The organism is Nocardia speluncae NBRC 108251, from assembly GCF_001613245.1.
Taxonomy (GTDB): domain Bacteria; phylum Actinomycetota; class Actinomycetes; order Mycobacteriales; family Mycobacteriaceae; genus Nocardia; species Nocardia speluncae.
On the sequence record NZ_BDBZ01000003.1, the window covers coordinates 1 to 25,904 of the forward strand.

Sequence of the window (25,904 nt, forward strand, 5' to 3'; positions counted from 1 at the left end):
CTCAGTGACTGGCGAACCAGTACTTCATTGGGGCAGGTTTTCTACCTTAACCGGCCAGTGGCTCAGAGTCAAACTCCGCATCTTCAGCCGATCTGCCAGGCGCTCCTCGTACAACCTCGTTGTCCCTGGTCCCTCCGGCTCGGCGTTTCCGCCTCGCTCCGGGCCCCTGGTCGGTGTCCGTGTCGCTCTGACTTGGATAAAGTTACGCGGCGGATAACGCTACGTCAAATCGCCACTTCGGCATCATATTTTCGCTGGTCAGAGGCTTGCGATCGGGCGATACGGTGGGCCGGATCGCGAAATTGTGACCCAGCCCACCAAGATCAATTTCCGGTGTCTCGCCGGACGCCTGCGAAATGACGCTTTCCGCGACGGAGCACGAGCCACTTGCCATGCAGGTAGTCACCGGTTTCCGGCATCCACTCCGGGTCCTTCACGCGCTCGTTGTTCACCGATGCCCCACCTTCGTTCACCGCGCGGCGAGCGGCGCCTCGGCTCTCACACAGGCCCGAGGCCACCAGGAGGTCCACGATCGTGTCCTGGCCGGGCACCACCTGCGCGACCTCCCCCTCGCCGGCTGCCTCGCGTAGCGCAGCCGCCAGTGTCGGCTCGTCGAGATCCCGGAGTTCGGCGCGGCCGAAAAGCGCCTGGCTGGCAAGTTGCGCGGCGCGGGTGTTGTCCGCACCGTGCACGAGTGTGGTCATCTCGGCCGCCAGCCGGCGCTGGGCTTCACGGGCGTGCGGGCGTTCGGCCGTCGCCACCTCCAGTTCGGCCAGCTCCTCCTGTTCCAGGAAGGTGAACCAGCGTAGGTAGCGAACGACGTCGGCGTCGGCGGTGTTCACGAAGTACTGGAACCAGGCGTAGGGGCTGGTGAGCTCCGGGTCGAGCCACAGGCTGCCCCCGCCTGTGGACTTACCGAATTTCTTGCCGTCGGCCGAGGTCACCAGCGGAACGGTCAGGGCATGGACCGCTACCCCATCGACGCGCCGGTTCAGTTCGACACCGGCGATGATGTTGCCCCACTGATCCGAGCCGCCCACCTGAAGCACGCAGTCGTGTTGGCGGCGCAACTGCAAGTAGTCGTTGGCCTGCAGCAACATGTAGCTGAACTCGGTGTAAGAGATGCCCTCGCCTTCGAGCCGCCGCTTGACGGTGTCGCGAGCGAGCATCACGTTCACCGAGAAGTGTTTGCCGATATCCCGGAGGAAGTCGACGGCACTCAGCGCGCCGGTCCAGTCCATGTTGTTCACGATGAGGGCGCCGGTCGGTGAATCGTCCAGGTCGACGAACCGTTCGAGCTGGGATCGAATCCGGTCTGCCCAGGCGGCGACGGTATCCGCCGAGTTCATCGTGCGCTCGCCGACGTCGCGGGGGTCGCCGATCAGTCCGGTCGCGCCACCGGCCAGGACGATCGGCCGGTGTCCCGCGCGCTGGAACCGTTTGAGGGCGAGCAGAGGAACGAGATGCCCGGCGTGCAGGCTGGCCGCGGTGGGATCGAAACCGGCATAGAGATTGCGCGGGCCGGCGGCCAGCGCCTCCCGGAGCGCGTCGAGGTCGGTGGACTGCGCGATGAGACCGCGCCAGGTCAATTCGTCGATGATGTCGCTGCTCACGGGGTCCATCTTCGCGTACCAGCGCAAGCCCGTTGCGAGCGGTGCGATCGGATGCCCGGCCTGCCTCAGGCCGATCCCCCGCGACGTGGCGCCCGCGGGCTGCGCCGGTAAGCGGATACCGCGCGGGAGTCGTGCAGCCATAGCCGCCACGGGCGGTCGGCCTCCGTGCTGACCCCTACCCGCGGGCCGGCGGCGATCCGGGACGGATCGGCGAGCGGGCCGAGTTCCAGCCGGATCACCGAATCCGGATCGAAGACATCGGTGCCGTAGTCGTCCATCCGGATTCCGAGAGCACTGCCCAGGTTGCCGGGGCCGCGGGCCAGGTCGTCGGCACCGCGAGCAGCCGGGCGGCGGTCGCGGGCGATGTCGTGACCGGCGATGATCTCCGCGGACCGCAAGAGCACACCGGAGGCCACTCCGTCCGGTCCGCTGACGATATTCGCGCAGGTATGCATTCCGTAGCTGCGATAGACGTACAGCCTGCCCGGCGGGCCGAACATCGCCGCGTTCCGCGGGGTGCGGCCGCGACCGGAGTGGGCCGCCGGATCATGCCAAGGGCCTGCCGGATCACCACCGTAGGCCTCGACTTCGACCAGGTAGGCACCCACCGAGCCCGACCACAGGGTCGCGCCGAGCAGGCGCCGGGCGGCGGTCGATGGATCAACAGCCAGTTCCTCGGCACTCACCCGAGAATTGTCGCAACCGATGTGCGCCGGGCCGGGTACCAGGTCTCATTTCCTTCACACCCGGAAGCAGGCCATCCGGTTCGTCGGCGCCCGGTCGGCGGCCCGCCGCGTCCGTCGCCGGAATCATCACCACCGTGCCCGGTGTATCGGCGGGCGAACGGCCCCGCCTTCGGTGCCGGGCCGAAAGAAGCGCGCTATCGGCACGGCACCGGAGGCCCGGCGTACCGGGCATTCGGCTGCGCCACACCGGGGTGTGTTGACCGGTTGACACGCTTTCCGGCGTCCAGGTCTTGCAACAAGGACCGCGAAGGCGAAGAATTCAACACATGATGAATTCTCGATCGATGAACAGGGGCGGCTCATGTCCGTGACCGGCGAGCGGGACGCGGTGGAGGTCCGCAACCTCACGGTGCGTCGCGGTAGACGAGAAGTACTGCACGATATTTCGCTGACCATTCCCCGCGGCTCGATCACCGGGCTACTGGGGCCCTCGGGCTGCGGGAAGACCACTCTCATGCGCAGCATCGTGGGCACCCAGATCGTGACCGCCGGGCAGATCACGGCCCTCGGGTTGCCGGCGGGCAGTGCGCGGCTGCGGCGGCAGATCGGCTACGTGACCCAGGCACCGAGCATCTACTCCGATATCAGCGTCCACGAGAACGTCGCGTATTTCGCCGCGCTCTACGGTGCCGCCCGCGGGTCGGTCGACGCCGCGCTCGACGCTGTAGGACTGTCCGATCATCGCCACCAGCGTGGCGACGAACTCTCCGGCGGGCAGAGCACCCGGGCGTCGTTGGCGTGCGCGCTGGTGGCCGCACCGGAGCTGCTGGTCCTGGACGAGCCGACAGTCGGGCTGGACCCAGTTCTGCGAGTCGAACTGTGGAAGCAGTTCCGGGAATTGGCTGCCGGCGGTACGACGCTGCTGGTGTCGAGCCATGTGATGGACGAGGCCGAACACTGCGACCGGTTGCTGCTCATGCGAGAAGGCCGGTTGCTGGCGCAGCAGAGCCCCGACGAATTGCGCGAACGCACCGGCGAGCAGAACCTCGAACAGGCTTTCTTGACCCTCATCACGTTGGGAGAACCGGTATGAGCGGATCGAGCCCGGGGGACGCAGGAAAACGTCGCCGAACGGTCCCTTCGACCACAAGCCGTACGGACACCGCACCGGGGCACCCCGGCCCCGCCGCACACATCGTGGACCGCGGCGCCGGGCCGCGGCCGTTCGCGGCCTACACGGCGACCACGACCCGGATCCTGCGGCAACTGCGCAACGATCACCGCACGATCGCGATGATCCTGGTGGTGCCGGCGCTGCTGATGGCCCTGCTGTACTTCATCTATCAGGATGTGCCGGCCACACCGCAGCAGGTGAGCCTGTTCGACCGTGTCGGGATCAGCATGCTCGGGATCCTGCCGTTCATCGTGATGTTCCTGATCACCGCCATCGCCATGCAGCGCGAACGCAGCTCCGGCACACTCGAACGGCTGCTCACCACACCGTTGAGCAAACTCGATCTGCTCGGCGGGTACGGAACGGCGTTCTCGGTGGCCGCGGCCGCGCAGGCGGCCGTGGCGTGCCTGGTCTCGTTCGGCTTGCTGGGTCTGAACGCGGCCGGTAATCCCGGGTGGGTGGTGCTCATCGCGATGATCGATGCGGTGCTGGGGGTCGCACTGGGGTTGCTGTGCAGCGCCTTCGCACGGACCGAGTTCCAGGCGGTGCAGTTCATGCCGGTCGTGGCGGCGCCGCAGATCTTCCTGTGCGGGCTGCTGGTGCCACGCGAACAGCTGCCCGGTTGGCTGGAGGCGATCAGCAACGTGCTACCGCTGAGCTACGCCGTCGACGCGCTGCACGAGGTGTCGGTGCACAGCCAGCCCACCGGGTTGATGTGGCGGGACCTGGCGATCGTTGCCGGATTCGCGGCGGTGGCCCTGTGCCTGGGCGCCGCGACCCTACGCCGGCGCACAGTATGAGTACCGACCCCGAACGCCCGCCCGCCAGACCAGGACGCAGGCCGGGCACCTCCGGCACGCGCGCAGCGATCCTGGATGCGGCCGGGCAGCGATTCGCGAAAAACGGGTTCGACAAGACCTCGATCCGCGCGGTGGCGGCGGACGCCGGCGTCGACCCGGCTCTGATCCACCACTACTTCGGGACGAAGCAGCAGCTGTTCGCGGCTGTCGTGGAACTACCGGTCGACCCGGAGGTTGTGCTCGCGCGAGTGGATACAACCCCGCTGGATCAACTGGGCGAAACCCTGGTGGGCGCGGTGACAGCAGTCTGGGATTCGCCCGCGGGTACCGGTGCTGTTGCCCTGTTCCGCAGCCTCGTCGCAGGTGGTGACACCTCGCCGGCGCGGGACTTCCTGCTCTCGGTGATCTTCGAACGGATCCGCCGGCGTATCGCCACGGATACCGACGACGGCCGGCTCCGGGTGGCGCTGGCCGCGTCCCAGATCATGGGCGTGATCATGTCGCGCAAGATCGTGAAACTGGATCCGGTCACCGAGCTGCCGATCGACCGGCTCGTCGCCGCTGTCGGCCCCACGGTGCAGCGCTACCTCACCGGCGATATCGGTGAAGTAGCGGCGGCGGACGGCGCGGAATGAACGCCCGGTGCTATTCGCCGAACTGCCGCGCGAAATCGGCGTGCTCGGCCTCGTCGACCGCGTGGGCCTCATCGGCGAGCAGTACCGGGATCCCGTTGTCGATCGGATAGGCCACGCGCAACCGAGGGTTGTACAGCACGTCTGCGCCGGCGCCGGTGCGGACCAGGTGCAATTGTCCCTTGTCCTGCGGGCAGGCCAGCAGGCTCAGCAATGTGGGATCCAGAATGGTGTGCTCGGACATGGAATGGAAGCGTACCCGGCCACAGATCGGACCTCGGCGCCCTCCGATATCGCGCTCAGACCGCCGGGCGGCGGAACGAGATGTACTGATGGCCGAAGAAGGTGCCGGCGGCGACCACACCCATGACCACCACCGCGGACAGCGCGCGCGGGAATCCGAACAGGCTCACGGCGACCTCGAGCAGCACCGCGTTGACGGCCAGCCCCCCGCAGTTCACGGCGGCGAACCCGAAAAAATCGCGGAGGACCCGTCCGTGGACCCGGAACACCAGTCGGCGGTGCAGGACGAACGCGACACCGATACCGGTCACATAGGCCGCAACAACCCCCACCGACGGCGGCACCGAATCCCCCAGTAGCGCGAGCCAGGCGACGGTGAGCCCGATACCCATCGCGGTATTCACGCCGCCGACGATCGCGAACGCGATTTCCCGGCGCCTCACCAAGCGAAGAAGTGCGACCGGCCCGTTGCCACGAATCCGTGCCGCGCCACGATCCGCGTGTGCGGGATCCACCGCTTCCCCGGCGGGTTCGCCGCCCGGCGGGTTTCCGCCCCGGCCGTTCGCGACGGCCGGCCCGGCCGGATCACCCGGTCCGAGGGGGCCCGGGAGATCTCCGGATTCGGCGGCGAGCACGGCGCCCCGAACATCTTCGGTCTCGCGCCGACTCTCGGAACGGGTTGTGTCCGATACCGCGTCGGACAGCGATGCGGGGGACGGTTTACGCGAGCGCGGTGCGGCGCCGACCCGTGCATCTGCACACTCGACGGCGTCCCGCGCCGGGAGCTGCTCGCGCGTCATGCCGTTGTGGCCGGCGCCGTGATGCGGCGACGCCGGGTCCGGGGATTCGGTGGGCTCGTTCGTCATGGTCGCGCGGCTACGAGTGCGGGTTGATCGGTATCCGATGCGGCGGGCGGCGGTGGAGGCGGCGGGCCGGTGCGCCTACGGCTGCGCAGGTGGGCGATCTGGAGAAGTACCAGCCCGAGCAGACCGGCGGCGGCCGCCGCGCCGCCGATCTTCCAACCCGGCGGGCGCCAGGTGAGTTCGAGTTCGGCATCGTGGGTGCCCGGTGGGATATCCACCGCGACGAAACTGTTCGCGACCACATCGATCGGCAGCGGACGGCTGTCGAGATGTGCGCGGTAGCCCGGCCAGCCGAGGCGGGCGAAGACGATTCGGCCACCGGTGGCCGAATCGACCCGGACCCGGCTGGTCGTCTCGGACTCCTCCGGTTGTTCGACGGTCACCCCGTCGATATGCGCGATCCGGCCGGTGCGGCCGGATACATCGCCGTCCACCCGCTCGAGGACGGCGATGTAGTCCTCATGGCCCGGATAGTCGACCCATTTCCAGCCCTCGGGTACGGGATGTTCGCGGGCGTCGGGGTAGAGCGCGCGCTGGAGGACGACCCTGTCGACGAGCATCAGATCCACCGGCGGACGGCCGGTTTCGGGTTCAGGGGTGAAGGCCCGGCGGTAGGCATCGGGGCAGACGCTGGTGTCCCAGCGCATACAGATCAGGTGACCGAAGTGGAAGTGGCCGTTCGGGGTGTATCCACCGACGTAGTCCAGTTCGAGGTTCTTGGCGTAGTTGCCGAAAGCGAGGGAACCATAGGCGCCGTCCAGTGTGTGTTCCCCGGCGCCGATCAACGCCCGGTCACCCAATTGCAGGGTGGTCCCGGGGAAATCGGGGAACGCGGCCTTCATCTCCGATCGCTTCTCGGGCAGGTTCCAGCTCATGGGTGTCGGCGCGGCGGCATGCACCTGCAGGTAAGCGATGGGTGCGACCGCGATCAGGGTGAGCAGGCACGCCGCGGCCCGGCCCTGCGACCTCGCCAGTCCGAGAACACCCGCGCCGAGCAGCGCGACACCCGCCGCGGCGACCATATGCCACACCGCCGATTCCGGTGCCGCGCCCAGTGACCGCCCCAGCAGCAGGGCAATCAACAGCCCGGCCGCGATGCCGCGCCGGCGCAGCCCGGAAACCGTGCCGTAGCGGCCGAGCAGCACACATACCAGCACCAGCACGGCCAGTGCCAGCATCGGCAGTACCCGGGCCGGCCAGCGCAGCGGACCCATCGTCCCGGGTCCGGCAGTCCACAACAGCGTCACGACCGCGAACAGCACCGGTCCGCTCAGTTCCCGGGCCGCGCCGACGGCGCGTTTCCAGTCGACGAAGGCCAGCGCCGGGATCACGAACCAGGCGATGTAGACCATCGGTAGCGGTTGCACATAACCCCACCAGGAGGTGAAGGCCGGAAGAGTACTGGGCAGGCTCGCGTTGAGTGACTCCGACCAGGGCACGGTCAGGAACTGGTCGTTGCGGATCTCCGAGGCGCCGCGCCAGGTGACACCCGCCGTCAGCAGACTCGGCAGATAGGTGGCCAGACCGGCCAGCCCGGCACAGCCCGTGACCAGCGCGAGCCGGATCACCGGCCACAGCTGCCGCCGGTAGACGAATTCGCCGATCAGCACCGTGGCGAACAGCACGGCCGCCTCTACTGCGGGAAACACGTACTGCACCGAAATCGTCAGATACAGGAACACGAAAACCGGTATCGGCCCGCCACGTCCCCGCGCGTAACGCACCCCCGACGCCCAAGCGTGCACCAGCCAGGCGGTCCCGGTGAACGCCGTCATCCAGCTGGCGGCGTCGAAGAACAGCAGAAAACCGCTGAACGGCATGGCCACCCCGGCCACCGCCGACCAGGCCGGGCGACCCCCGTAGGCGAGGCAGACCCGGTAGACGCCCAACCCCAGAATCACGGCGAACACCAGTTTGACCACTGTGGCGTACAGCGCGAGATCGTCGACCACGGCCGCCCCCAGGTCGATCAGCAGCTGCGGCGGATTGAGCAGTCCGGCTTCCTCGATCGCGTAATTACCGGCCAGCCAGTGCTCGGGCATCAGCACCGGGAACTTCCCTTCCCACAGGGAACGTCCGGTCATCACCCACAACGGCGCGTACTGGGCCTCGGTGTCATCGGTGTAGAAATGCCGGGGATTCGCCAGCAGCACTGCCAGGTAGGCCGACACCACCCCCGCCGCGCACACCAGACCCCACCGCAACACATCCCGCCGATCATCTGCTCGACCATCCGCCACGGGTCCCAGACCATACCGGCCGAACCCCGGCGATCGACCGTAACGACGCATATCGAATCTGCCCGCGCGGCGGCGGGTACACCTGCTAGAGTTCGCATTTCTCGGGCTCACCAGCGTCATCGAGACCCGGCACGCGTTATCCTCCGTCGAAAGTCGATCTCGCCAATGCCGTTTTCGCCCAGGTCCGTTTCCGCACCGGACACTCGCCGGCCGGCGACAGCCGGCGCCACCACCCGCCCGGCTCCGGGGTCGCCGTGGCCCCCACCGGGCGCGACGTGTACCGGGCCGGATCCCGATTCGCCCGGAGTGTGCGGGGTTTCGGTGGTCGTACCGGTCTATCGTGGTGAACAGACCGTCGCCGGGCTCGTCCGGGAACTGGACGTATTCGCCACGCCCACCGCCACGCCGGGCGGTCTCCGCTTCCGGGTGGCCGAGATCGTGCTGGTGCACGACTGCGGGCCGGACGGGTCGGATCTGGTTCTGCAGCGGCTGGCCCGGGAGAACCCGCTGGTCCGCGTGATCTGGTTGAGCCGCAACTACGGTCAGGACGCCGCCACCATCGCCGGGATGGCCGCAGCGCGCGGCAGCTGGATCGTCACCATGGACGAGGACGGTCAGCACGATCCGGCCTGTATCACCGAATTCCTCGACACCGCCTATCGGCAGCGCGCGGATCTGGTGTATTCCCGGCCCACCAACACACGCCCGCACGGGCTGCTGCGCAACCTCACCTCGCGCGGCGCCAAACTCGTTCTCGCCACCCTTTTCGCGTTCCCCGACTCGACGCGGTTCGAGAGCTTCCGGCTGATCCGGGGCGATATCGGGCGCCGGCTCGCCGAGGTCGCCGCCAACGGCGCCTATCTCGATGTCGCACTGACGTGGGTGGTCGGCCGGGTCGCGACTACGCCGGTGCGGTTACGCAGCGAGGGTCGCCCGGAATCCGGGTACAACTACCGGCGCTTGTTCTCGTTGTTCTGGAAGATGGTGCTGTGCACCGGAACTCGCGGACTTCGCGTGGTGAGCCTGCTCGGCGTCACGCTGGCGGTGGCCGGCGCGATACTGGCCGCGGTGATCATCTGGTCCGCGGTGACCGGCGGCGACAGCAATCCCGAGGGCTGGGCATCGATCATCGTCGTGCTCCTCCTGTGTTCGGGCGCGCTGCTTTTCTCGCTCGGGCTCATCGCCGAATACCTCGGTGTAGTGCTGCACATCCTGGTGGGTAAACCGCTGTACCTCACCATCGACTCCCCGGCACCGAGGCCGCCGGCCGATACCGCACCGGCCCTCGCCCGGCCGCGAGCCGAGGCGGCGGCCGGATGAGCGGGTCGGCCACGGCGACGGCAGCGCCACGTAACCACGCCGCATCCCCGCCGCTGCGCGAAGAACGCAGCGATCGGATCATCTTCAGCCGGCCCTACCGCGCGGCCGCGGAACTGGCCAATGTCACCACGGTGCTCGGATCCGACCACTGCCACGGTGACGGCCCGTTCACCGCAGCCGCCACCGCGAAACTCGCCGAAATCACCGGCGCACCGCATGTTCTGCTCACCACCTCGTGCACGCATGCGCTGGAACTGGGCGCGCTGCTGCTCGAACTGGGTCCCGGCGATGAAGTGATCGTGCCCAGCTTCGCGTTCACCTCCGCCGCCACCGCCTTCGCCGTACACGGCGCGACCTGCGTGTTCGTCGATATCGATGAGACGACCGGCAATATCGACCCCGCGGCCGCCGCGGCAGCGATCACCGAGCACACCAAGGCGATCGTGGTGATGCACTACGGCGGGGTGGCGGCCGATATGGCCGCGCTGGGTGATCTGGCGCGCGGGCACGGGCTGGCGCTCATCGAGGACAATGCGCACGGACTCGGCGGCACCTGGCGAGGTAAGGCCCTCGGCACGCTGGGCACCCTCGGCACGCAGAGTTTTCACGACACCAAGAATGTGCACTGCGGCGAGGGCGGCGCCCTGCTGCTCGCCGACGACATCCTGATGGGTCGCGCCGAGATCATCCGGGAGAAGGGCACCGACCGGGCGCGTTTCCTGCGCGGACAGGTGGACAAGTACTCGTGGCAGGACATCGGGTCCAGCTATCTGCCCAGCGAACTGAATGCCGCGGTGCTCGACGCGCAACTGGCCGAGTTCCAATCGATCCAGCGCGCCCGGCACCGTGTATGGCATACCTACGCGGCCGAGCTGGCATCGTGGGCAGCAAGCCAGGGCGTCGCGCCGATGACCGTGCCGCCGGACCGGCGCCACACTGCCCACCTGTTCTATCTCCGGCTGCCCAGCGAGGACACGCGCGACGCATTCATCCGGCATCTTGCCGCGCGCGCCATCGTCGCTCCGTTCCACTACGTACCGCTCGACTCCAGCGCCGCAGGACTCAAATACGGTCGGGCGCCGGTGCCCTGCACCCGCAGCGCGCGTTTCGCGGCGACGATCGTCCGGCTGCCGTTGTGGCCCATGCTCACCCGCGGCCAACTCGACCGGGTCCTCACCGCCGTTACCGAGTTCCGTTGCTGAGCGACGCGGTCTCGGCCGGAATCAGGTGAGCAGCCCCAGCGACCCCATATCGGTGAGATCCTCGTAGGCCTCGGAATCCGGGTTGTACCACCAGGTGTGGGCGCCGGGCCGGGGCGCGTAGGTTTCCTGCACCGCGTGGGCCGAGGGCCGGAAGGACGGGCTCCGCGGAATATCGGCGACGATGTAGATCAGGTCCGGACGCTGCCTGGGCGGTAGCGACCGCAGCGCTTCGGTCACATCGGCGGCACCGAGTTCGTAACCCGGCCGCACGCTCACCGCGGCCACCGCCAGCACCCGGTCCCGCGCCGGCAGCGCGTAGGCGACCTCCATATCGACCGCGGCGATATCGTTGAGCACATCCACGATCGGCTGGGTGAAAACGGGACCGCGGCGGGTCCGGATCACCGTATCGATCCGGTCGGCCAGCCAGTAATCGCCCTCGCTGTCGCGGCGGAACAGGTTCTCGGTGGGCAGCCAGGAATCCTCCTGTTCGAAAACTCCGCGCAGTCCGCCGCGAGAGAGATCGACATTCGCCCCGGCCGACCCGATCAGCAGCCCCACCTCGTTATCCGCGCAACGCCGGGCGTACCCGTTGTCGTCCACCATGACCTGGCCGGACACCGGGTCGAAGGCCACCAGTTCGACCCGCGCGGTGCCCGGCACCGGGCGGCCCTTACAACCGAATTTCACTCCGGGCACATTCGCCAGCACCACATCGCCCTCGATAGAGGCGTAGAACTCGAGGACCCGGGCCGGCGCGAATTGTTCCGTCGTCCGCCGCCACAAACCGGCGGGCATACCGGAACCGATGAACAACCGGATCGGATGCGGATACCCGGCCGGGAAGACATCGGAGTCGAGGATATCGCGCAGCATCGTCCAGGTGTAGGTGACGACCGTGACCCCGTACCGGTGCACTTCCTCGGCGAACCGCGCCGGATCCAGAGATCTGGCCAGCGCGATCCGGCTCCCGCCGGCGATGGCGCCGCCCAGGCTCACCAGCAGGCCGGACGAATGGTGCAGCGGAGCCAGGCAGTACACCGTGTCCTTGTGGTCCAGATCGGCGGCCGAGGCGGTGCCGAACGCCGACAATGCCCATCGGTGATTGGTGATGTACTTGATATCCAGGCGTTCGGCGGTGCCCGAGACCAGGATGAACGCGAGTTCACGCGCCCGGCCCGGATCGGGCCGGTACCAGCCCGGTATCTGGACCCGCTGCGGGTCGATCTGTTCCAGATCCACGAGATCGGTGCCGGCCGGGACCGCCAGGCCCCGCGAATCACCGCCGCCGAGCACGAGCACCCGCGCCCCGGTCGCCACGGCGTGACGCACATTCTCCGGATCCGATACCAGGATCACCGTCCCGGTCTGTTCCAGTGCGCTGATCAGATCGCTTTCGGGCGCCAGCAGCACCGCGACCGCGCCGATCCGGGACAGTGCCGCCAGGGTCACCAGCGCGCTGGGCCGGGTCTCCATCACCACCCCGACGCGGGTCGCCGGACGGATACCCACTGAGATCAACCCGCGCACGACGTTCTCGATCCGGGCATCGACCGCTGCATGGGTGTGCACCCGGTCGTCGAACAGGAAACACTCCCCGCCGGGTGTCCGCCGAGCCTGTTCGGCCATCAGCCGGCCCACCGAGATGCGGGTGCCGGATTGGATCGTGCCGAGCCGGGTCAGCCGGGGCAGCGTCCGCGCCGCGCCTTCGGCCAGCCCCATCGAGCCGCGGACCGTGTTCGCGGCCACCTGTTCCAGTGCCCGGCCGACCCCCGCGCCGGCCTCCGCCAGCGCCGTAGCGGTGTGCACGGCACGTATCAGCGCGGTCCGCGGGGCGTTCCCGGGAGGCTGGTCGGCCATCGGCACGATCTCCTCCGGCAGCGCCTCGCCGCCCTCGACCCAGCCCACCCAGTCCCGCACCCGCGGCCACGTGCAGCGGGTCGCCATGGACCCCGCGACCAGGCCGAAATGCCCGGACACCACCGACGATTCATAGACTTCGGCGCGTGGCGCCGCACGGACGATCCCGCGCACCGCAGCGGGCTGACCGATGTCGTCGACCTCGCCGACGAACGCCAGGATCGGGCATTTCAGGTCGGCCAGCGAAATCGGCTGATCGCGGATCACGAAACCACCGAGCATCATCCGGTTGTGCACGACGAACTGTTTCAGCAGATCCGCCGCCGCGGGCCCGGCGTAGCCGACCCAGCCCTCGTTGCTCAGGAAACGCCGCTGGCGTTCCTTGGGCAGCAGGGCCTCGCGGTCGTGCAGCTGACGTAGGAAGTCGATCCGTGCCTTCGTAGTTTTCACCGGGTCCAGCAGCTGGAATCCGATCCGCACCATCCGGTCGGTGATCGGCAGCCGGGGCACCACGTGGTCGGCGGCGAAATCCACCAGGTCGGTCACCGCGGCGTGGGGCAACCCCAGTGGCATCCCGGCGACGATATCGACCGGGCTGCCGAAGGTCACGATGCTCGCGATCCCCTTTCCCGAACGGAACGCGGCAGCCTGGTAGGCGAACATCCCACCCTGCGAGTACCCCATGAGGTGCACGGTGCGGCCGGTTTCCGCGCAGACGGTGTCGATGGCGCTGTGCACGGCCAGGACGTGATCGGCCAGATCCCGCTTCCAGCCGCCCTCCTCCGTCGAGGGGGAACCGAAATCGACCACCCAGCAATCGATTCCGCCGCGGTGCAGAATCCCGACGGCACCGTCGTCACCGTTGACATCCCAGATATCGGCGCTCACCATCAGCGGCGGTACGAGCAGCACCACCGGACCGCCGCCGGTTTCCGCGGGGAAGTAGTGCCGCAACCGGTACATGGGCCGGCGCTCGACGATCTCGAACGGTGAGGAGTCGGTATCGCGGCCGAGACCGCCGAAGCGGATCACTTCGAGACCGTTCTGCGCGGTGGCCATCACCCGCTGCGCCGATCCCACCAAACCTCGCACACTCAACTTCACGTTCCACTCCCAGCCCTGCCCGTGGCGTGGTCTACCTCACAAACCACAAGGTATGCACCAAAGCCTGCCATATCGCACTCCGGACCGGCCGTCCGTTGTGACATCTACATCATGTACCCGTCACCTCGGCGGACCTACCTGCCCCGCGCCGATAGGGTGGGAACGTGACCGATACGACCCAGCTGCCGACCGCCCCCACCGACCGGGAATCGCTACCCGTGGAATTGGTGGACACAGCCGGCAACACCGTCGGATCGTGCGCAGTATCGGAGGCCCATCGGGCACCGGGCGCGCCGCATCGGGCCTTCTCGGTGCTCGTTTTCGACAACAGCGGGCGGTTACTGCTGCAACAGCGGGCACTCGGCAAGACCCGGTTCCCCGCGCGATGGTCCAACACGTGCTGCGGTCACCCCGCGCCCGGCCAAGCGGTCGCCGAGGCCGCAGGTATCCGGCTTGGCGAGGAGATGGGATTGCGGGTCCGGCTCACCGAGGTCGGGGTCTACCGGTACCGCGCCGAAGACCCGCGCACCGGGTACGTCGAGCACGAATGGGATCACGTGTTGACCGGAATGCTGGACGGCGCCGCCCCCCACCCCGACCCGGCAGAGGTCGCCGCATACCGCTGGATGACTCCGGACGATCTGCGTCGGCAGATGCAGGAGCAGCCGCACGAGTTCAGCCCATGGTTCGCCGGGGTACTCGAGGTCGCAACCGCCCGGCCACTCACTCCCTGAGATCCCTGCGGTTTTACGGTTTCACGGAACACTTCCGAGATCAATGGTTTGATGCGCATATCTACGTATGGGCAAATAATGGATGGCTCTCAGTGTCCTGACACTGGTCGGCGGCCTCGGTGAGCACGCTCGCGCACCGTCGGAAGGCGCTGAAACTCCGCGCCGGTCAGCTCAGCCAGGCACGAATATCGCCGGCGGCCTGCCGGACCTCGGCGAGCTGTTCACGCACCCGCTCCCCCGCCGTGCCGCCGCGGGCATTCCGGGAAGCCACGGAACCCTCGACGGTCAGAACCGCGCGGACCTCCGGAGTCAGGGCGGGATCGATCGCCGCGAATTCGGCGTCGGTCAGCTCGTCGAGCCCGACCCCCCGCGACTCGGCGGCGCGGACACAGGCGCCTGCCGCTTCGTGCGCGACCCGGAACGGCACACCGCCCCGGACCATCCACTCCGCGATATCGGTCGCGAGGGTGAACCCGGCAGGAGCGAGCTCGGCCATTCGCCCGGTGTGGAAGGTGAGCGTGGCGACCAGTCCGGCGATGGCGGGCAACAAGAGTTCCAGCTGGGCCACCGAATCGAACAGGGGTTCTTTGTCTTCCTGCAGATCACGGTTGTAGGCGAGGGGTTGCGCCTTCAGGGTGGCGAGCAAACCCGTGAGATTACCGATCAGGCGCCCGGCTTTGCCGCGGGTCAGCTCCGAGACATCGGGGTTCTTCTTCTGCGGCATGATCGACGACCCGGTCGACCAGGCATCGGCGAGGGTGACGTAGCCGAACTCGGGTGTGCTCCAGATGATGACCTCTTCGGCCATCCGGCTCAGATCCACGCCGATCATCGCGAGCACGAACGCCGCCTCGGCGGCGAAATCGCGCGACGATGTGGCATCGATGGAATTGGCGGCGGCGGCATCGAAATCCAGATCGGCGGCGATCGCTTCCGGGTCGAGACCGAGCGAGGAACCGGCCAGCGCACCCGACCCGTACGGGGACACGGCAGCCCGTTTGTCGAAATCACGCAACCGGTCGATATCGCGGAGCAGCGGGTGAGCGTGCGCCAGGAGATGGTGTGCCAGCAGTACGGGTTGCGCTGCCTGCAGATGCGTTTTCCCGGGCATCACCGCGTCGGGATGGGCGCCGGCCTGCTCGACCAATGCGTCCACCACGGCGACCAGCCCGGCGGCGATCCGGCGTACAGCGTCGCGCAGCCACATCCGGAAAAGCGTGGCGACCTGGTCGTTACGGGACCGTCCGGCCCGCAACCGGCCGCCGAGTTCGGTGCCGACACGTTCGATGAGCCCGCGTTCGAGCGCTCCGTGGACATCCTCGTCCGATTCGGCCGCCACGAAGACACCCGATTCGACATCCGCAGCCAGCCGATCGAGGCCGGCGAGCATCGAAGTGAGATCGGTTTCCGACAGCAGGCCGGCCTTGTTCAGCACCCGGGCATGCGCCTTGGAGGCCCGGATGTCGTAGGGCGCGAGCGCCCAGTCGAACTGGGTCGATTTACTCAGCGCCGCCATTGCCTCGGCAGGACCGGATGCGAACCGCCCGCCCCACAACGCGCCCTCGTTCGTGCCCACTGTCTCTCCCACGTTTCGGTGTACCGGCCGGGTGGCCGCGGCCTTACGGTATCGGTTCTGCACGCCGTCGTTCGCCGTGCCCGGTGGCTGTAGAGCATGCAGCACACGAGCCCCCGGCGACCCACCCTGCGACCGATCGCGAAGACCGCCCGGCCGCCGCTACCGGCGACCGGGCACGGTTTCTTCCTACTTCTGGTTCAGATCGCGTTTGGCCGCGACCTTCGAAGACAGGCCGTGGAGCTGCACGAACCCCTTGGCCAGCGACTGGTCGAAGGTATCGCCCTCGTCGTAGGTCGCGAGGTTGAAGTCGTAGAGCGACTGTTCGCTGCGCCGGCCGTTGACGGTCACATTGCCACCGTGCAGGACCATGCGGATATCGCCGCTGACATGCTGCTGGGTTTCGGCGACGAACGCGTCGAGGGCGCGTTTGAGCGGGGAGAACCACAGACCGTCGTAGGCCAGCTCGCCCCACCGCTGCTCGACCTGGCGCTTGTACCGGCCCAGTTCCCGCTCGAGGGTGACGCTTTCGAGGGCCCGGTGCGCGGTGATCAGCGCGATGGCGCCCGGCGCCTCGTAGATTTCCCGGCTCTTGATGCCGACGAGCCGGTCTTCCACCATGTCCAGCCGGCCGACGCCCTGGCGGCCCGCCCGGCTGTTCAGTTCCACGATCGCTTCGAGAACGCTGACCTGGCGGCCGTCGATGGCCACCGGGACACCGCGGTCGAAGGTGACGATCAGTTCGTCGGGTGCTTCGAAATTGACGGTGGGGTCGGTGGTGTAGTCGTAGACGTCCTTGGTGGGGGCGTTCCACAGATCCTCGAGGAACCCGGTTTCGACGGCCCGGCCCCAGACGTTCTGGTCGATGGAGAACGGCGATTTCTTGGTGACGTTGATCGGGAGCTTGTTCTCCTCGGCGAAGGCGATGGCCTTCTCCCGGGTCCAGGCGTAGTCGCGAACCGGGGCGATCACGTTCAGGTCGGGGGCCAGCGCGCCGATACCGACCTCGAACCGGACCTGGTCGTTGCCTTTACCGGTGCAGCCGTGCGCGACGGTCGAGGCGCCGTGGAATTTCGCGGCCTCGACCAGATGCTTGACGATGAGCGGCCGGCTGATCGCCGATACCAGCGGGTACTCGTCCTGGTAGAGGGCGTTGGCCTGGATGGTGGGCAGGCAGTACTCGTCGGCGAACTCGTCACGGGCGTCGACCACTACGGCTTCGACGGCGCCGCAGTCCAGGGCGCGCTGGCGCACCACGTTCATATCCTCGCCGCCCTGCCCCAGGTCGATGGCGACGGCCACGACCTCGGCGCCGGTCTCCTTGCCGATCCAGCTGATGGCCACGGAGGTGTCCAGCCCACCGGAGTAGGCGAGTACGACGCGATCGGACATGTTCTGGTGCTCCCTAGGATGTGTTCGTTGGTCTGCTGTTCGTTCTCGGGTGCGCGGCCTCCGAGTTCCGGCGACCACTGTCCAGCAGTATGCTGGTCCGTTGCCGGTCCGGCTCGCGCCGCCGTTGCAAATGATTATGCACGATGGTGCAATCTCATTCATAACTGGGGGCAGCACAGCCGCCTACCTGCAACAACCGCACCACACCCCGCCTCCCAACTCGATAACAGCCCTTGGCCACCCACCCCACAGGTGAGACGCTGGTCACAGCCTGAAGGCGCAACGGCAAGGGAGGTGAAGACCATGCAGACACTGCAACAGTGGGCACAGGACAACTACGAGACCATCGGCTTCGTCGTCGTCACACTGGGAAATGCCGCCCTGGCGCTGAGCGTGATGGGCATCGAACTCGCCACACCGTTCCTGCAGGAACTGGTGAACAACCACTGATCGCGGCTCAGGCCAGGTTCTCGATTTTCGCGGCGAGTTCGGCGCCGGTGAGCGGTTCGCGGGCGATCACGGCAATGGTGTCGTCGCCGGCGATGGTGCCGACGATATAGGGCAGTGCCGCACGGTCGAGGGCGCTGGCCAGGAAGTGGGCCGCGCCCGGTGGGGTCCGCAGAACCGCGATATTTCCGCTGGCATCGGTGGAGACCAGCAGATCGCCGAGGAGTTTCGCCAACCGGCCGGTACCGCCGGTGACCCCGCGGACCGGACTGCCGTCCTCAGGGACCACGTACACACCCGCGCCACCATCGGCCGCGCGGAGTTTCACCGCCCCCAGTTCGTCGAGATCGCGGGAAAGCGTGGCCTGGGTGGTTTCGATGCCCTCGGCGGCGAGCAAGTTGGCCAGTTCGGTCTGGCTGCGGACCGGGTGCGCGGCCAGCAGCGCGATGATTCGCGATTGCCGGCCGGCCCGGGTGGCGGCCGTGATGGGACCGGTGAGATGCGTACGGGCCTCGGTCATCGTCGCTGTGCACCCTCATATTCCAGCAACCAGACGAGCAGGGCCTTCTGCGCGTGCAGGCGGTTCTCCGCCTCATCCCACACCGCGCTCTGCCGGCCGTCGAGCACCTCGCCGGTGACCTCTTCCCCGCGATGCGCGGGCAGGCAGTGCAGGACGATGGCGTCGGCCGCGGCGTAGGCGAGTAGCCCGGCGTTGATCTGGTAGGGACGGAACGGCGCGACCCGATCCAGGCCGTCACTTTCCTGCCCCATCGAGGTCCAGGTGTCGGTCACCAGGACATCTGCCTCGTCTGCCGCGGTATACGGGTCGTCGGTGAGGGTGACGCTGCCACCGGTTTCCGCGGCACGGACGCGGGCCGCGGCGAGTACCTCGGCCGCCGGCTGAAAACCCGCGGGAGCGGCGATCCGCACATGCATTCCGGCGGTCACACCACCGAGCAGCAGCGAATGCGCCATATTGTTCGCACCGTCCCCGAAGTAGGACAGCACCAGCCCGTTCACCTCACCCTTGCGTTCGGTGATGGTCTGCAGATCCGCCAGTACCTGGCACGGGTGGAAATCATCGGACAGCGCGTTGACCACCGGAACAGTCGCCGTTGCGGCCATCTCCTCGAGACGCCGCTGGCCGAAGGTGCGCCAGACTATGGCGTCGACGTAGCGGGAAAGCACCCGGCCGGTGTCGCCGAGGGTTTCGTCGCGGCCGAGCTGGGTGGTCTGCCCGTCGACCACCACCGCGTGCCCGCCGAGTTGAGCAATCCCGAGTTCGAAGGAGAAGCGGGTGCGGGTGGAGTTCTTGTCGAAGATCACCCCGACCCCGCGCGGTCCCTCCAGCGGCCGGCGGGCGAACGGGTTCTTCTTCAATTCGGCGGCCAGGGCGAGGACCTCGGCCTGCTCGGCGGGAGTCAGGTCGTCGTCGCGCAGGAAATGCCGGACGGCGGACGGAGTCATCGGCAAAGTCCTTTCGGCATGATCGGAGGCGCTACGTGGTTGTGCTGCGCTACCTGCTCCGCGCTCGACCCGATCATGCCGGGGCTCCTTTCGTCTCGGCCAGGACCTCGTCGAGGATCACCGGCAGATCCAGCACCAGATTGTCGGCCTGTGTTTCGGTGAGCACCAGTGGCGGCGCCAGCCGGATGACATCGGGTTTGGCGGGGTTCACCAGATACCCGGCGGCGCGGGCACGGGCCTCCACCCGAGGCGCGACCGGATGGGTGAGGCCGATACCGATGAGCAGGCCGGCGCCGCGCACATCGGCGATCAGCGGATGTTCGAGGACCGCGATTCCGTCGCTGAGCCGTTTGCCGACCGATTCGACATGGTCGAGCAGGCCGTCCTCGGCGATGGTGCGCAGGACCGCCAGCGCCGCAGCGGCACTGACCGGGTTACCACCGAAGGTGGTGCCGTGCAATCCGGGGGTGAACAGATCGGCGGCAGGCCCGGTGGCCAGGACCGCACCGATCGGCAGACCCGCGCCCAGCCCTTTGGCCAGGGTCATCACATCGGGGGTGATTCCGAATGCCTGGTGCGCATACATCTTCCCGGTCCGGCCGATACCGGTCTGCACTTCGTCCAGAATCAGCAGGGCACCGTGGCGGGCCGTGATCTCCCGGGCCCGCACCAGGTAGTCCATCGGCGGCACCACCACACCGCTCTCCCCCAGCATCGGTTCCAGGAACACCGCGGCGGTATCGGCATCCACCGCGCGTTCCAGGATCGCCGCATCGCCGTAGGGCACATGCACCACGCCGGGGGGCATCGGTTCGAACGGTGCGCGCTTCGACGGCTGGCCGGTGAGCGCGAGCGCCCCCATGGTGCGGCCGTGGAACGCCTCGTCGCAGGCGATGATCTTGCGGCGACCGGTGAGCCGGGCCAGTTTGAACGCGGCCTCGTTGGCTTCCGCCCCGGAGTTGCAGAAAAACGCGCGACCGTCCCCGTCACCGAAATGGGCCAGCAGCGATTCGGCGAGTTCGATCACCGGCTCGCTGCCGTACAGGTTCGAGACATGGCCGAGCGTCCCGAGCTGGTCCATCACCGCACTCAGAATCGCCTGATGCGCGTGCCCGAGGCTGTTGACCGCGATCCCGCCCACGAAATCGACATAGCGGTTGCCGTCCGCGTCGTACACCACTGCGCCGTTTCCCCTGGTCAGCACGACCTCCGGGGTGGCGTAGTTGCGCATCATCACATTCGACCACCGTTGCCGCAGTTGCGCAGTGTTCATGCTCTGACTCCGTTTTCCTCGTCCGCCGCCGGTGTGACCATCGTGCCTATACCTTCCCCGGTGAACAGTTCCAGCAGTACCGAATGGGGTATACGTCCGTCGATGACATGCGCGCCCGGGACACCGCCGCGCACCGCGCGCAGGCACGCCTCCATTTTGGGGACCATCCCGGAATCCAGCGACGGCAGCAGGGCGGCGAGCGCGTCGGTGTCGATCACGCTGGTCAGTGAGGAACGATCGGGCCAGTCGGTGTAGAGACCCTCGACGTCGGTGAGGACGACCAGTTTCTCCGCGCCGATCCCCTCGGCCAGTGCCGCCGCGGCGGTATCCGCGTTGATGTTGTGCACCACACCGTCGGCGTCGGGTGCGATGGTCGAGACCACCGGGATCCGGCCGGCGCCGATGAGATCCAGCACGGCGTCCGGGTGGACATCGGTGACATCGCCGACCAGGCCGATATCGGTGGCCGCACCGTCGATATCGACGGTGCGGCGGGTCGCGGTGAACAGCCTGGCGTCTTCACCGGAGATACCGACGGCGTACGGCCCGTGCGCGTTGATCAACCCGACCAGTTCCCGCCCGACCTGACCGAACAGCACCATCCGCACCACCTCCATCACCTCGGGTGTGGTGACACGGAAACCACCGCGGAATTCCCCGGCCATCCCGAGCTTTTTCAGCATGGCCGAGATCTGCGGCCCACCGCCGTGCACGACCACCGGGTGCACACCGACGGTGCGCAGGAAGGCCATATCGGCGGCAAACGCGCGTTTGAGGTCATCGTCGATCATGGCGTTACCGCCGTATTTGACCACGACGATCTTGTCGCGGAACTTCTGCAGCCAGGGCAGGGCACCGGCCAGGATATGCGCTTTGTCCAGCGCGGACAGCTGGTGGATCGCTTCGGTCATGAGCTGTAGGCCGAGTTCTCTTCGACGTAGGCGTAGGACAAATCGGTGGTGCGGACGGTCGCAGATCCGTCACCGAGCCGCAGATCGACCACCACGTGGATATCGGCGCCGGACAAGTCGACGTCACGGGCGCCCGGCGCGCCGGTGCCGTCGATACAGACGGGGTAGCCGTTGAACGACACCCGGATCAGGTCCGGATCCAGTTCGAAGGGCACGGTACCGACCGCGGCCAGCACCCGGCCCCAGTTCGGGTCGGAACCGAACAGTGCCGTTTTGACCAGGCTGTCACGGGCGATGATGCGGGCCGCGGTGAGCGCGTCGTCCTCGCTGCGCGAGCCCTGCACGGTGACCAGCACGCGTTTGGTGATGCCCTCCGCGTCGGCCATCAACTGACCGGCCAGATCGTCGCAGACCGTCAGGACCGCCGCATCCAGTTCCTCCTGGCTCGGCGCGACCTCGCTGGCCCCGCTGGCCAGCAGCAGCACGGTGTCGTTGGTGGACACCGAACCGTCCACGTCCAGCCGCTCGAAGGTGCGCCGGGCTGCTTTGCGCAGGGCAGTGTCGAGCTGTTCCGGGGTGGCGACGGCGTCGGTGGTGAGGACCACCAGCATGGTCGCCAGCGACGGCGCGAGCATGCCCGCACCCTTGGCCATTCCGCCCACGTTCCATTTGCCCGGATGGTGCAGGGAGGCTTCCTTGGGCACGGTGTCGGTGGTCATGATGGCGTGTGCGGCGTCGGTACCGCCGGACATGCCGCCGCCCATCTCGTGCACGATCTCCGTGACGGCAGGGATCAGCTTGTCCATCGGCAACCGGTCACCGATCAGGCCGGTGGAGCACACCGCGATCTCCCCCGCCCCGGTTTCGGTGCCCCAATTACTGAGCGCGGTGGCGAGTTCCTCGGCAGTGCGGTGGGTGTCCTGGAAACCCAGCGGGCCGGTGCAGGCGTTGGCGCCGCCGGAGTTCAGGATCACCGCGCGCAGCCGGCCGGATTTCAGCACCTGCTGCGACCACTGCACGGGAGCGGCCTTCACCTGGTTGCTGGTGAAGACACCCGCGGCGGCGTAATCGGGGCCTTCGTTGAAGACGAGGGCAAGGTCGGGTTTACCGCTGGTCTTGAGTCCCGCGGCGATTCCGGCCGCCCGGAAACCCAGCGGCGCGGTGACACCCTGGTTGTGGACGAGGTGTGCGTCGGTGGTCACGGTGCCACTCCTACAGTGGGCAGCCCGGCGGTCTCGTCGAGGCCGAGTGCGATGTTCATGGACTGCACCGCGGCGCCCGCGGTGCCCTTGGTCAGATTGTCGATCGCGCCGATCACCACCAGCCGGCCGGCATCGGGGTCCACGGTCACCTGCAGGGTGACCGTATTCGCGCCGAGCACGGCACCGGTCTGCGGGAGAACACCTTCGGGCAGCAGGTGCACGAAAGGTTCGTCGGCGTAGGCCTTTTCGTAGACAGTGCGGGCCTGTGCCGCGTCGACTCGCACCGGGGCGGTGCAGGTGGCCAGAATGCCGCGCGGCATGGGCGCGAGGATCGGCGTGAAGGACACCCGCACCGGGTTTCCCGCGACGGCCGTCAGGTTCTGGGCGATCTCCGGCGTGTGCCGGTGCGCACCGGCGATCCCGTACGCGCGGGCCGAGCCCATGACTTCGGAGCCGAGCAAGCCCACATCGAGTTTGCGGCCGGCCCCCGAGGTACCGGTGACGGCCACGATATTCACATCCGGGTCGACGATGCCCGCCGCCACTGCGGGTGCCAGCGCGAGGCTGGCAACGGTCGGATAGCACCCCGGCACCGCGATGCGGGTGGCGCCACGCAGCGCCGCCCGCCCGCCCGGTAGCTCCGGGAGACCGTAGGGCCAGCTTCCCGCGTGCGGCCCGCCGTAGTAGCGGTCCCAGGCGGCGGGGTCGGTGAGCCGGAAATCGGCGCCACAGTCGATGATCACCGTGGATTCGGGCAGTTCGGTGGCCAATGCGGCCGACTGGCCGTGCGGCAGGCCGAGGAAGACGATATCGTGCCCGGCCAGTTCGGCCGCCGTGGTCGGGGCGAGGACACGGTCGGCGAGCGGCAGCAGATGTGGCTGGTGCGCGCCGAGCGCGGTTCCGGCGTTGCTGCCCGCGGTGAGCGCCCCGATTTCGAGGCGCCCGGCTCGGTACTCCGGATGCCCCAGCAGCAGGCGCAGCACTTCCCCGCCCGCGTAACCACTGGCACCGGCGACGGCCACCCGCAGGGGTGCGGTCCGGTCGGGCATATCCGTGTGATCAGCCATGTGATGATTATGCACGATCATGCAAGCTCATTCATCGACGGGTTCGGACACTTCTACCATCATCCACAACAACCGCGCGCGCCCCACAAGCACCGAGCTCAGGTGGCGTCGACTACATCAGCAACGCCCCTCGGCCACCCAGGTCTCGGTTGCGATCTTCGCGACCTCGGCCGTCGATTCGGGGAGCCGGTCGGGGAAAACGGTCAGGCAGACCGGATGGTCACCGTCGGCGTTGGTGATCTCGAAGGTGGTGAGTGAGTACTTCAGGCCGTCTTGCACAAAGATCCCGGCCCCCTCCACGAACTCGGCCCGATCTCCGGCCGCGCCACCCACCGACTCGCGGGCCCGCTCCAAGATGGCCAGCTCGTTGTCCTGAATGGGGCCGTCCAGCCCGGCGGCGGCTTGCAGGGCGACGGCCCACACTTCCCGCTGGTCGTAGGCAGAGGCGGCGCGGACCGGGCCGTTCACAACGAATATCCCCGCGACCAGGACGGCTGCCGCGGCCAGCTTCACGACCCGCCATGCGACCAGAGCAGCGTCGGACGGCTCGCACGCCTGCGGGTCCCGATACCGCCAGGCATGCCTCTTCCACCACCGCTTGCGCTGGTCACCGCACGCCGCGACCGCCAGCAGTGCCGCCGACAGCCCGAAGACCACGACCAGAGACGTGAGCAAACGACACCTCCGCAGACGACCTCGGGGTGTCAGATGCCGACCGGCACACGCTTTTTCACCACCCACTCGACCGATATAGAACCTACACGCCATGGGCGAACCCCGACGGCCGACGATGGCAATACGTCAGGCCGCCAGAAGAGGGACTACCCCCGAAAGTTCGACGCGCTAGAATTAGAACATGTGTTCGACCGATGCGTTCCGATCCCAGGTCCGCGCCTTGGAACACGCCGTCGACGCGCTGCTCGATATCGATCTCGGGTCCGTGGCCGCTGCCGAACTGGCCGACGCCCTGCCCCGGATCGCCGCACGCACCCGCAACCTGACCGGATACACGGCCAGGGTCAATTTCCAGTACGAGAACCGGCAGGCCACGGGTGCACATCCGCCGACCGGCACCGAACTACCTTTCCCACCCGAGGACACGGCCACCCCCACCCGATCGCCGGCCGGTGAACCCACCGCAGCGGGACGGCGCCGGCCTCGATCGGGCATTGTTGCCGGAGACAACCGCAGCATCGTGGCCCGAGGAGCAACCGTGACCGCACCCCTGCGCGTGCAGCGCACCGGCGATATCGTCGTCTGGACCATCGACAACCCCGAACAGCGCAACCCGATCTCCGACGAGGCCACCATCGAAGCCCTGGAGGCCGCAGTCGGCGAGGCCAACCGGGATCATTCCCTGCGCGTCGCGATCCTGACCGGCGCAGGCACGGCGTTCAGCGCGGGCGGCAACGTGAAGCACATGCGCGACAAAGCCGGAATGTTCGGCGGTACCCCCGCCGAACTGCGTCAGGGCTACCGGCACGGGATCCAGCGCATTCCGAAGGCGCTGTACCACTGCGAAATCCCCACGATCGCCGCGGTGAACGGGCCCGCGATCGGCGCCGGCTGCGATCTGGCCCTGATGTGCGATATGCGCATCGCCGCCACCACCGCAACCTTCGCCGAAAGTTTCGTCCGCCTCGGCCTCATCCCCGGCGACGGCGGCGCCTGGCTGCTGCCCCGCGCTGTCGGCATGGCGCGTGCCAGCCAGCTGGCGTTCACCGGCGCAGCGATCGATGCGGCCACTGCTCTCGACTGGGGCATGGTCAACGAGGTCGTCGAACCCGATCGATTGATGGAAGCCGCCCACTGCCTGGCCGCCGATATCGCGGTGAATCCGCCGCACGCTCTTCGCATGACCAAACGCCTGCTCCGCGAGGGGCAGCATCAGAGCCTGGAAACCCTGCTCGAGCTTTCCGCGGCCATGCAGGCGATCACGCACCATACTGCCGATCACGACGAGGCCGTCGCGGCGATGCTGGAGCGCCGTACGCCCGGATTCACCGGAAACCGACGTTCACCGTAGCGCTCGCCCGATGCCGTGCCGAGCAGCGTAATCCGTTCTCCGCCGAGACAACTATGGCGGCACTCACGCACCGCT

At 67.8% G+C, this 25,904-nt stretch carries 23 protein-coding genes; 8 read left to right on the top strand and 15 right to left on the bottom strand.

The window, feature by feature from the left end; all coding sequences use genetic code 11:
* Positions 1-323: 323 nt before the first annotated feature.
* Positions 324-1,622 carry a tyrosine--tRNA ligase gene (tyrS, locus tag NS6_RS06765; RefSeq protein WP_210747339.1) on the bottom strand — a complete coding sequence of 433 codons (1,299 nt, stop codon included), beginning with the start codon at positions 1,620-1,622 and terminating at the stop codon, positions 324-326.
* 56 nt (positions 1,623-1,678) lie between these two features.
* The gene (locus NS6_RS06770; protein ID WP_068038227.1) at positions 1,679-2,299 is read right to left on the bottom strand and encodes a DNA-3-methyladenine glycosylase; all 621 of its coding nucleotides are present in this window, start codon (positions 2,297-2,299) and stop codon (positions 1,679-1,681) included.
* Positions 2,300-2,660: 361 nt separating this feature from the next.
* On the opposite strand from NS6_RS06770, the gene NS6_RS06775 reads away from it, so the two are divergent.
* Genes NS6_RS06775 through NS6_RS06785 form a run of 3 tightly spaced genes read left to right on the top strand, consistent with a single transcriptional unit; the run spans position 2,661 to position 4,908 of the window.
* Positions 2,661-3,392, top strand: coding sequence for an ABC transporter ATP-binding protein (locus NS6_RS06775; RefSeq protein ID WP_068038230.1), 732 nt, complete (start codon positions 2,661-2,663; stop codon positions 3,390-3,392).
* Complete coding sequence (locus tag NS6_RS06780; RefSeq protein WP_084470781.1) at positions 3,389-4,273, top strand: ABC transporter permease; 885 nt, start codon at positions 3,389-3,391, stop codon at positions 4,271-4,273. The genes NS6_RS06775 and NS6_RS06780 overlap by 4 nt, the downstream gene beginning before the upstream one ends.
* Positions 4,270-4,908: a TetR/AcrR family transcriptional regulator gene (locus NS6_RS06785; RefSeq protein WP_068038236.1), complete on the top strand. Its 639-nt coding sequence runs from the start codon at positions 4,270-4,272 to the stop codon at positions 4,906-4,908. The genes NS6_RS06780 and NS6_RS06785 overlap by 4 nt, the downstream gene beginning before the upstream one ends.
* A 10-nt stretch (positions 4,909-4,918) precedes the next feature.
* Here NS6_RS06785 and NS6_RS06790 read toward each other — a convergent pair whose 3' ends face one another.
* From NS6_RS06790 to NS6_RS06800, 3 genes are read right to left on the bottom strand one after another with little or no spacing between them, the layout of a single operon-like run.
* Positions 4,919-5,149 (bottom strand): Trm112 family protein, encoded by a 231-nt coding sequence (locus NS6_RS06790; protein ID WP_068038239.1) that lies wholly within the window; start codon positions 5,147-5,149, stop codon positions 4,919-4,921.
* Positions 5,150-5,204: 55 nt separating this feature from the next.
* On the bottom strand, positions 5,205-6,014 hold the full coding sequence (locus tag NS6_RS33685) for a GtrA family protein (protein WP_245669166.1): 810 nt from the start codon (positions 6,012-6,014) through the stop codon (positions 5,205-5,207).
* A complete protein-coding gene (locus tag NS6_RS06800) occupies positions 6,011-8,251 on the bottom strand; it encodes a hypothetical protein (protein ID WP_068038242.1) in 2,241 nt (746 codons plus the stop codon). The genes NS6_RS33685 and NS6_RS06800 overlap by 4 nt, the downstream gene beginning before the upstream one ends.
* Before the next feature lie 306 nt (positions 8,252-8,557).
* Here NS6_RS06800 and NS6_RS06805 point away from each other — a divergent pair, with 306 nt between their 5' ends.
* Both NS6_RS06805 and rffA read left to right on the top strand, forming a co-directional pair.
* On the top strand, positions 8,558-9,571 hold the full coding sequence (locus NS6_RS06805; RefSeq protein ID WP_068038245.1) for a glycosyltransferase: 1,014 nt from the start codon (positions 8,558-8,560) through the stop codon (positions 9,569-9,571).
* Positions 9,568-10,773 carry a dTDP-4-amino-4,6-dideoxygalactose transaminase gene (gene rffA / locus NS6_RS06810; RefSeq protein WP_084470785.1) on the top strand — a complete coding sequence of 402 codons (1,206 nt, stop codon included), beginning with the start codon at positions 9,568-9,570 and terminating at the stop codon, positions 10,771-10,773. Before NS6_RS06805 ends, rffA begins: the two co-directional genes overlap by 4 nt.
* A gap of 21 nt (positions 10,774-10,794) precedes the next feature.
* Here the strand turns inward: rffA and NS6_RS06815 are convergent, their stop codons facing one another.
* Positions 10,795-13,737, bottom strand: coding sequence for an AMP-binding protein (locus NS6_RS06815; protein ID WP_084470787.1), 2,943 nt, complete (start codon positions 13,735-13,737; stop codon positions 10,795-10,797).
* Positions 13,738-13,901: 164 nt separating this feature from the next.
* Here NS6_RS06815 and idi point away from each other — a divergent pair, with 164 nt between their 5' ends.
* Positions 13,902-14,471, top strand: coding sequence for an isopentenyl-diphosphate Delta-isomerase (gene idi / locus NS6_RS06820; protein WP_068038249.1), 570 nt, complete (start codon positions 13,902-13,904; stop codon positions 14,469-14,471).
* Positions 14,472-14,637: 166 nt separating this feature from the next.
* Here the strand turns inward: idi and argH are convergent, their stop codons facing one another.
* Together argH and NS6_RS06830 are read right to left on the bottom strand one after the other, a co-directional pair.
* Complete coding sequence (gene argH, locus NS6_RS06825) at positions 14,638-16,047, bottom strand: argininosuccinate lyase (protein WP_371859307.1); 1,410 nt, start codon at positions 16,045-16,047, stop codon at positions 14,638-14,640.
* A gap of 186 nt (positions 16,048-16,233) precedes the next feature.
* Positions 16,234-17,436, bottom strand: coding sequence for an argininosuccinate synthase (locus tag NS6_RS06830; protein ID WP_068038252.1), 1,203 nt, complete (start codon positions 17,434-17,436; stop codon positions 16,234-16,236).
* Between the two features lie 303 nt (positions 17,437-17,739).
* Between NS6_RS06830 and NS6_RS35135 the strand changes: the two genes are divergently transcribed.
* The gene (locus NS6_RS35135) at positions 17,740-17,886 is read left to right on the top strand and encodes a hypothetical protein (protein ID WP_168443505.1); all 147 of its coding nucleotides are present in this window, start codon (positions 17,740-17,742) and stop codon (positions 17,884-17,886) included.
* A 7-nt stretch (positions 17,887-17,893) separates the two neighbouring features.
* Here the strand turns inward: NS6_RS35135 and NS6_RS06835 are convergent, their stop codons facing one another.
* From NS6_RS06835 to NS6_RS06865, 7 genes are all read right to left on the bottom strand, one after another.
* The gene (locus NS6_RS06835) at positions 17,894-18,403 is read right to left on the bottom strand and encodes an arginine repressor (protein WP_068038254.1); all 510 of its coding nucleotides are present in this window, start codon (positions 18,401-18,403) and stop codon (positions 17,894-17,896) included.
* The gene (gene argF / locus NS6_RS06840; protein ID WP_068038256.1) at positions 18,400-19,350 is read right to left on the bottom strand and encodes an ornithine carbamoyltransferase; all 951 of its coding nucleotides are present in this window, start codon (positions 19,348-19,350) and stop codon (positions 18,400-18,402) included. The genes NS6_RS06835 and argF overlap by 4 nt, the downstream gene beginning before the upstream one ends.
* 73 nt (positions 19,351-19,423) lie before the next feature.
* Positions 19,424-20,623, bottom strand: a complete 1,200-nt coding sequence (locus NS6_RS06845; protein ID WP_068038260.1) for an acetylornithine transaminase — start codon at positions 20,621-20,623, stop codon at positions 19,424-19,426.
* On the bottom strand, positions 20,620-21,534 hold the full coding sequence (argB, locus tag NS6_RS06850; RefSeq protein WP_068038262.1) for an acetylglutamate kinase: 915 nt from the start codon (positions 21,532-21,534) through the stop codon (positions 20,620-20,622). The genes NS6_RS06845 and argB overlap by 4 nt, the downstream gene beginning before the upstream one ends.
* Positions 21,531-22,736, bottom strand: a complete 1,206-nt coding sequence (gene argJ, locus NS6_RS06855; protein ID WP_068038265.1) for a bifunctional glutamate N-acetyltransferase/amino-acid acetyltransferase ArgJ — start codon at positions 22,734-22,736, stop codon at positions 21,531-21,533. The genes argB and argJ overlap by 4 nt, the downstream gene beginning before the upstream one ends.
* The gene (argC, locus tag NS6_RS06860; RefSeq protein ID WP_245669167.1) at positions 22,733-23,803 is read right to left on the bottom strand and encodes an N-acetyl-gamma-glutamyl-phosphate reductase; all 1,071 of its coding nucleotides are present in this window, start codon (positions 23,801-23,803) and stop codon (positions 22,733-22,735) included. The genes argJ and argC overlap by 4 nt, the downstream gene beginning before the upstream one ends.
* 117 nt (positions 23,804-23,920) lie before the next feature.
* Positions 23,921-24,478, bottom strand: a complete 558-nt coding sequence (locus NS6_RS06865; RefSeq protein WP_157112641.1) for a hypothetical protein — start codon at positions 24,476-24,478, stop codon at positions 23,921-23,923.
* Between the two features lie 538 nt (positions 24,479-25,016).
* Here NS6_RS06865 and NS6_RS06870 point away from each other — a divergent pair.
* Positions 25,017-25,829, top strand: a complete 813-nt coding sequence (locus NS6_RS06870) for a crotonase/enoyl-CoA hydratase family protein (protein WP_068038438.1) — start codon at positions 25,017-25,019, stop codon at positions 25,827-25,829.
* The last annotated feature ends 75 nt before the right edge of the window (positions 25,830-25,904 follow it).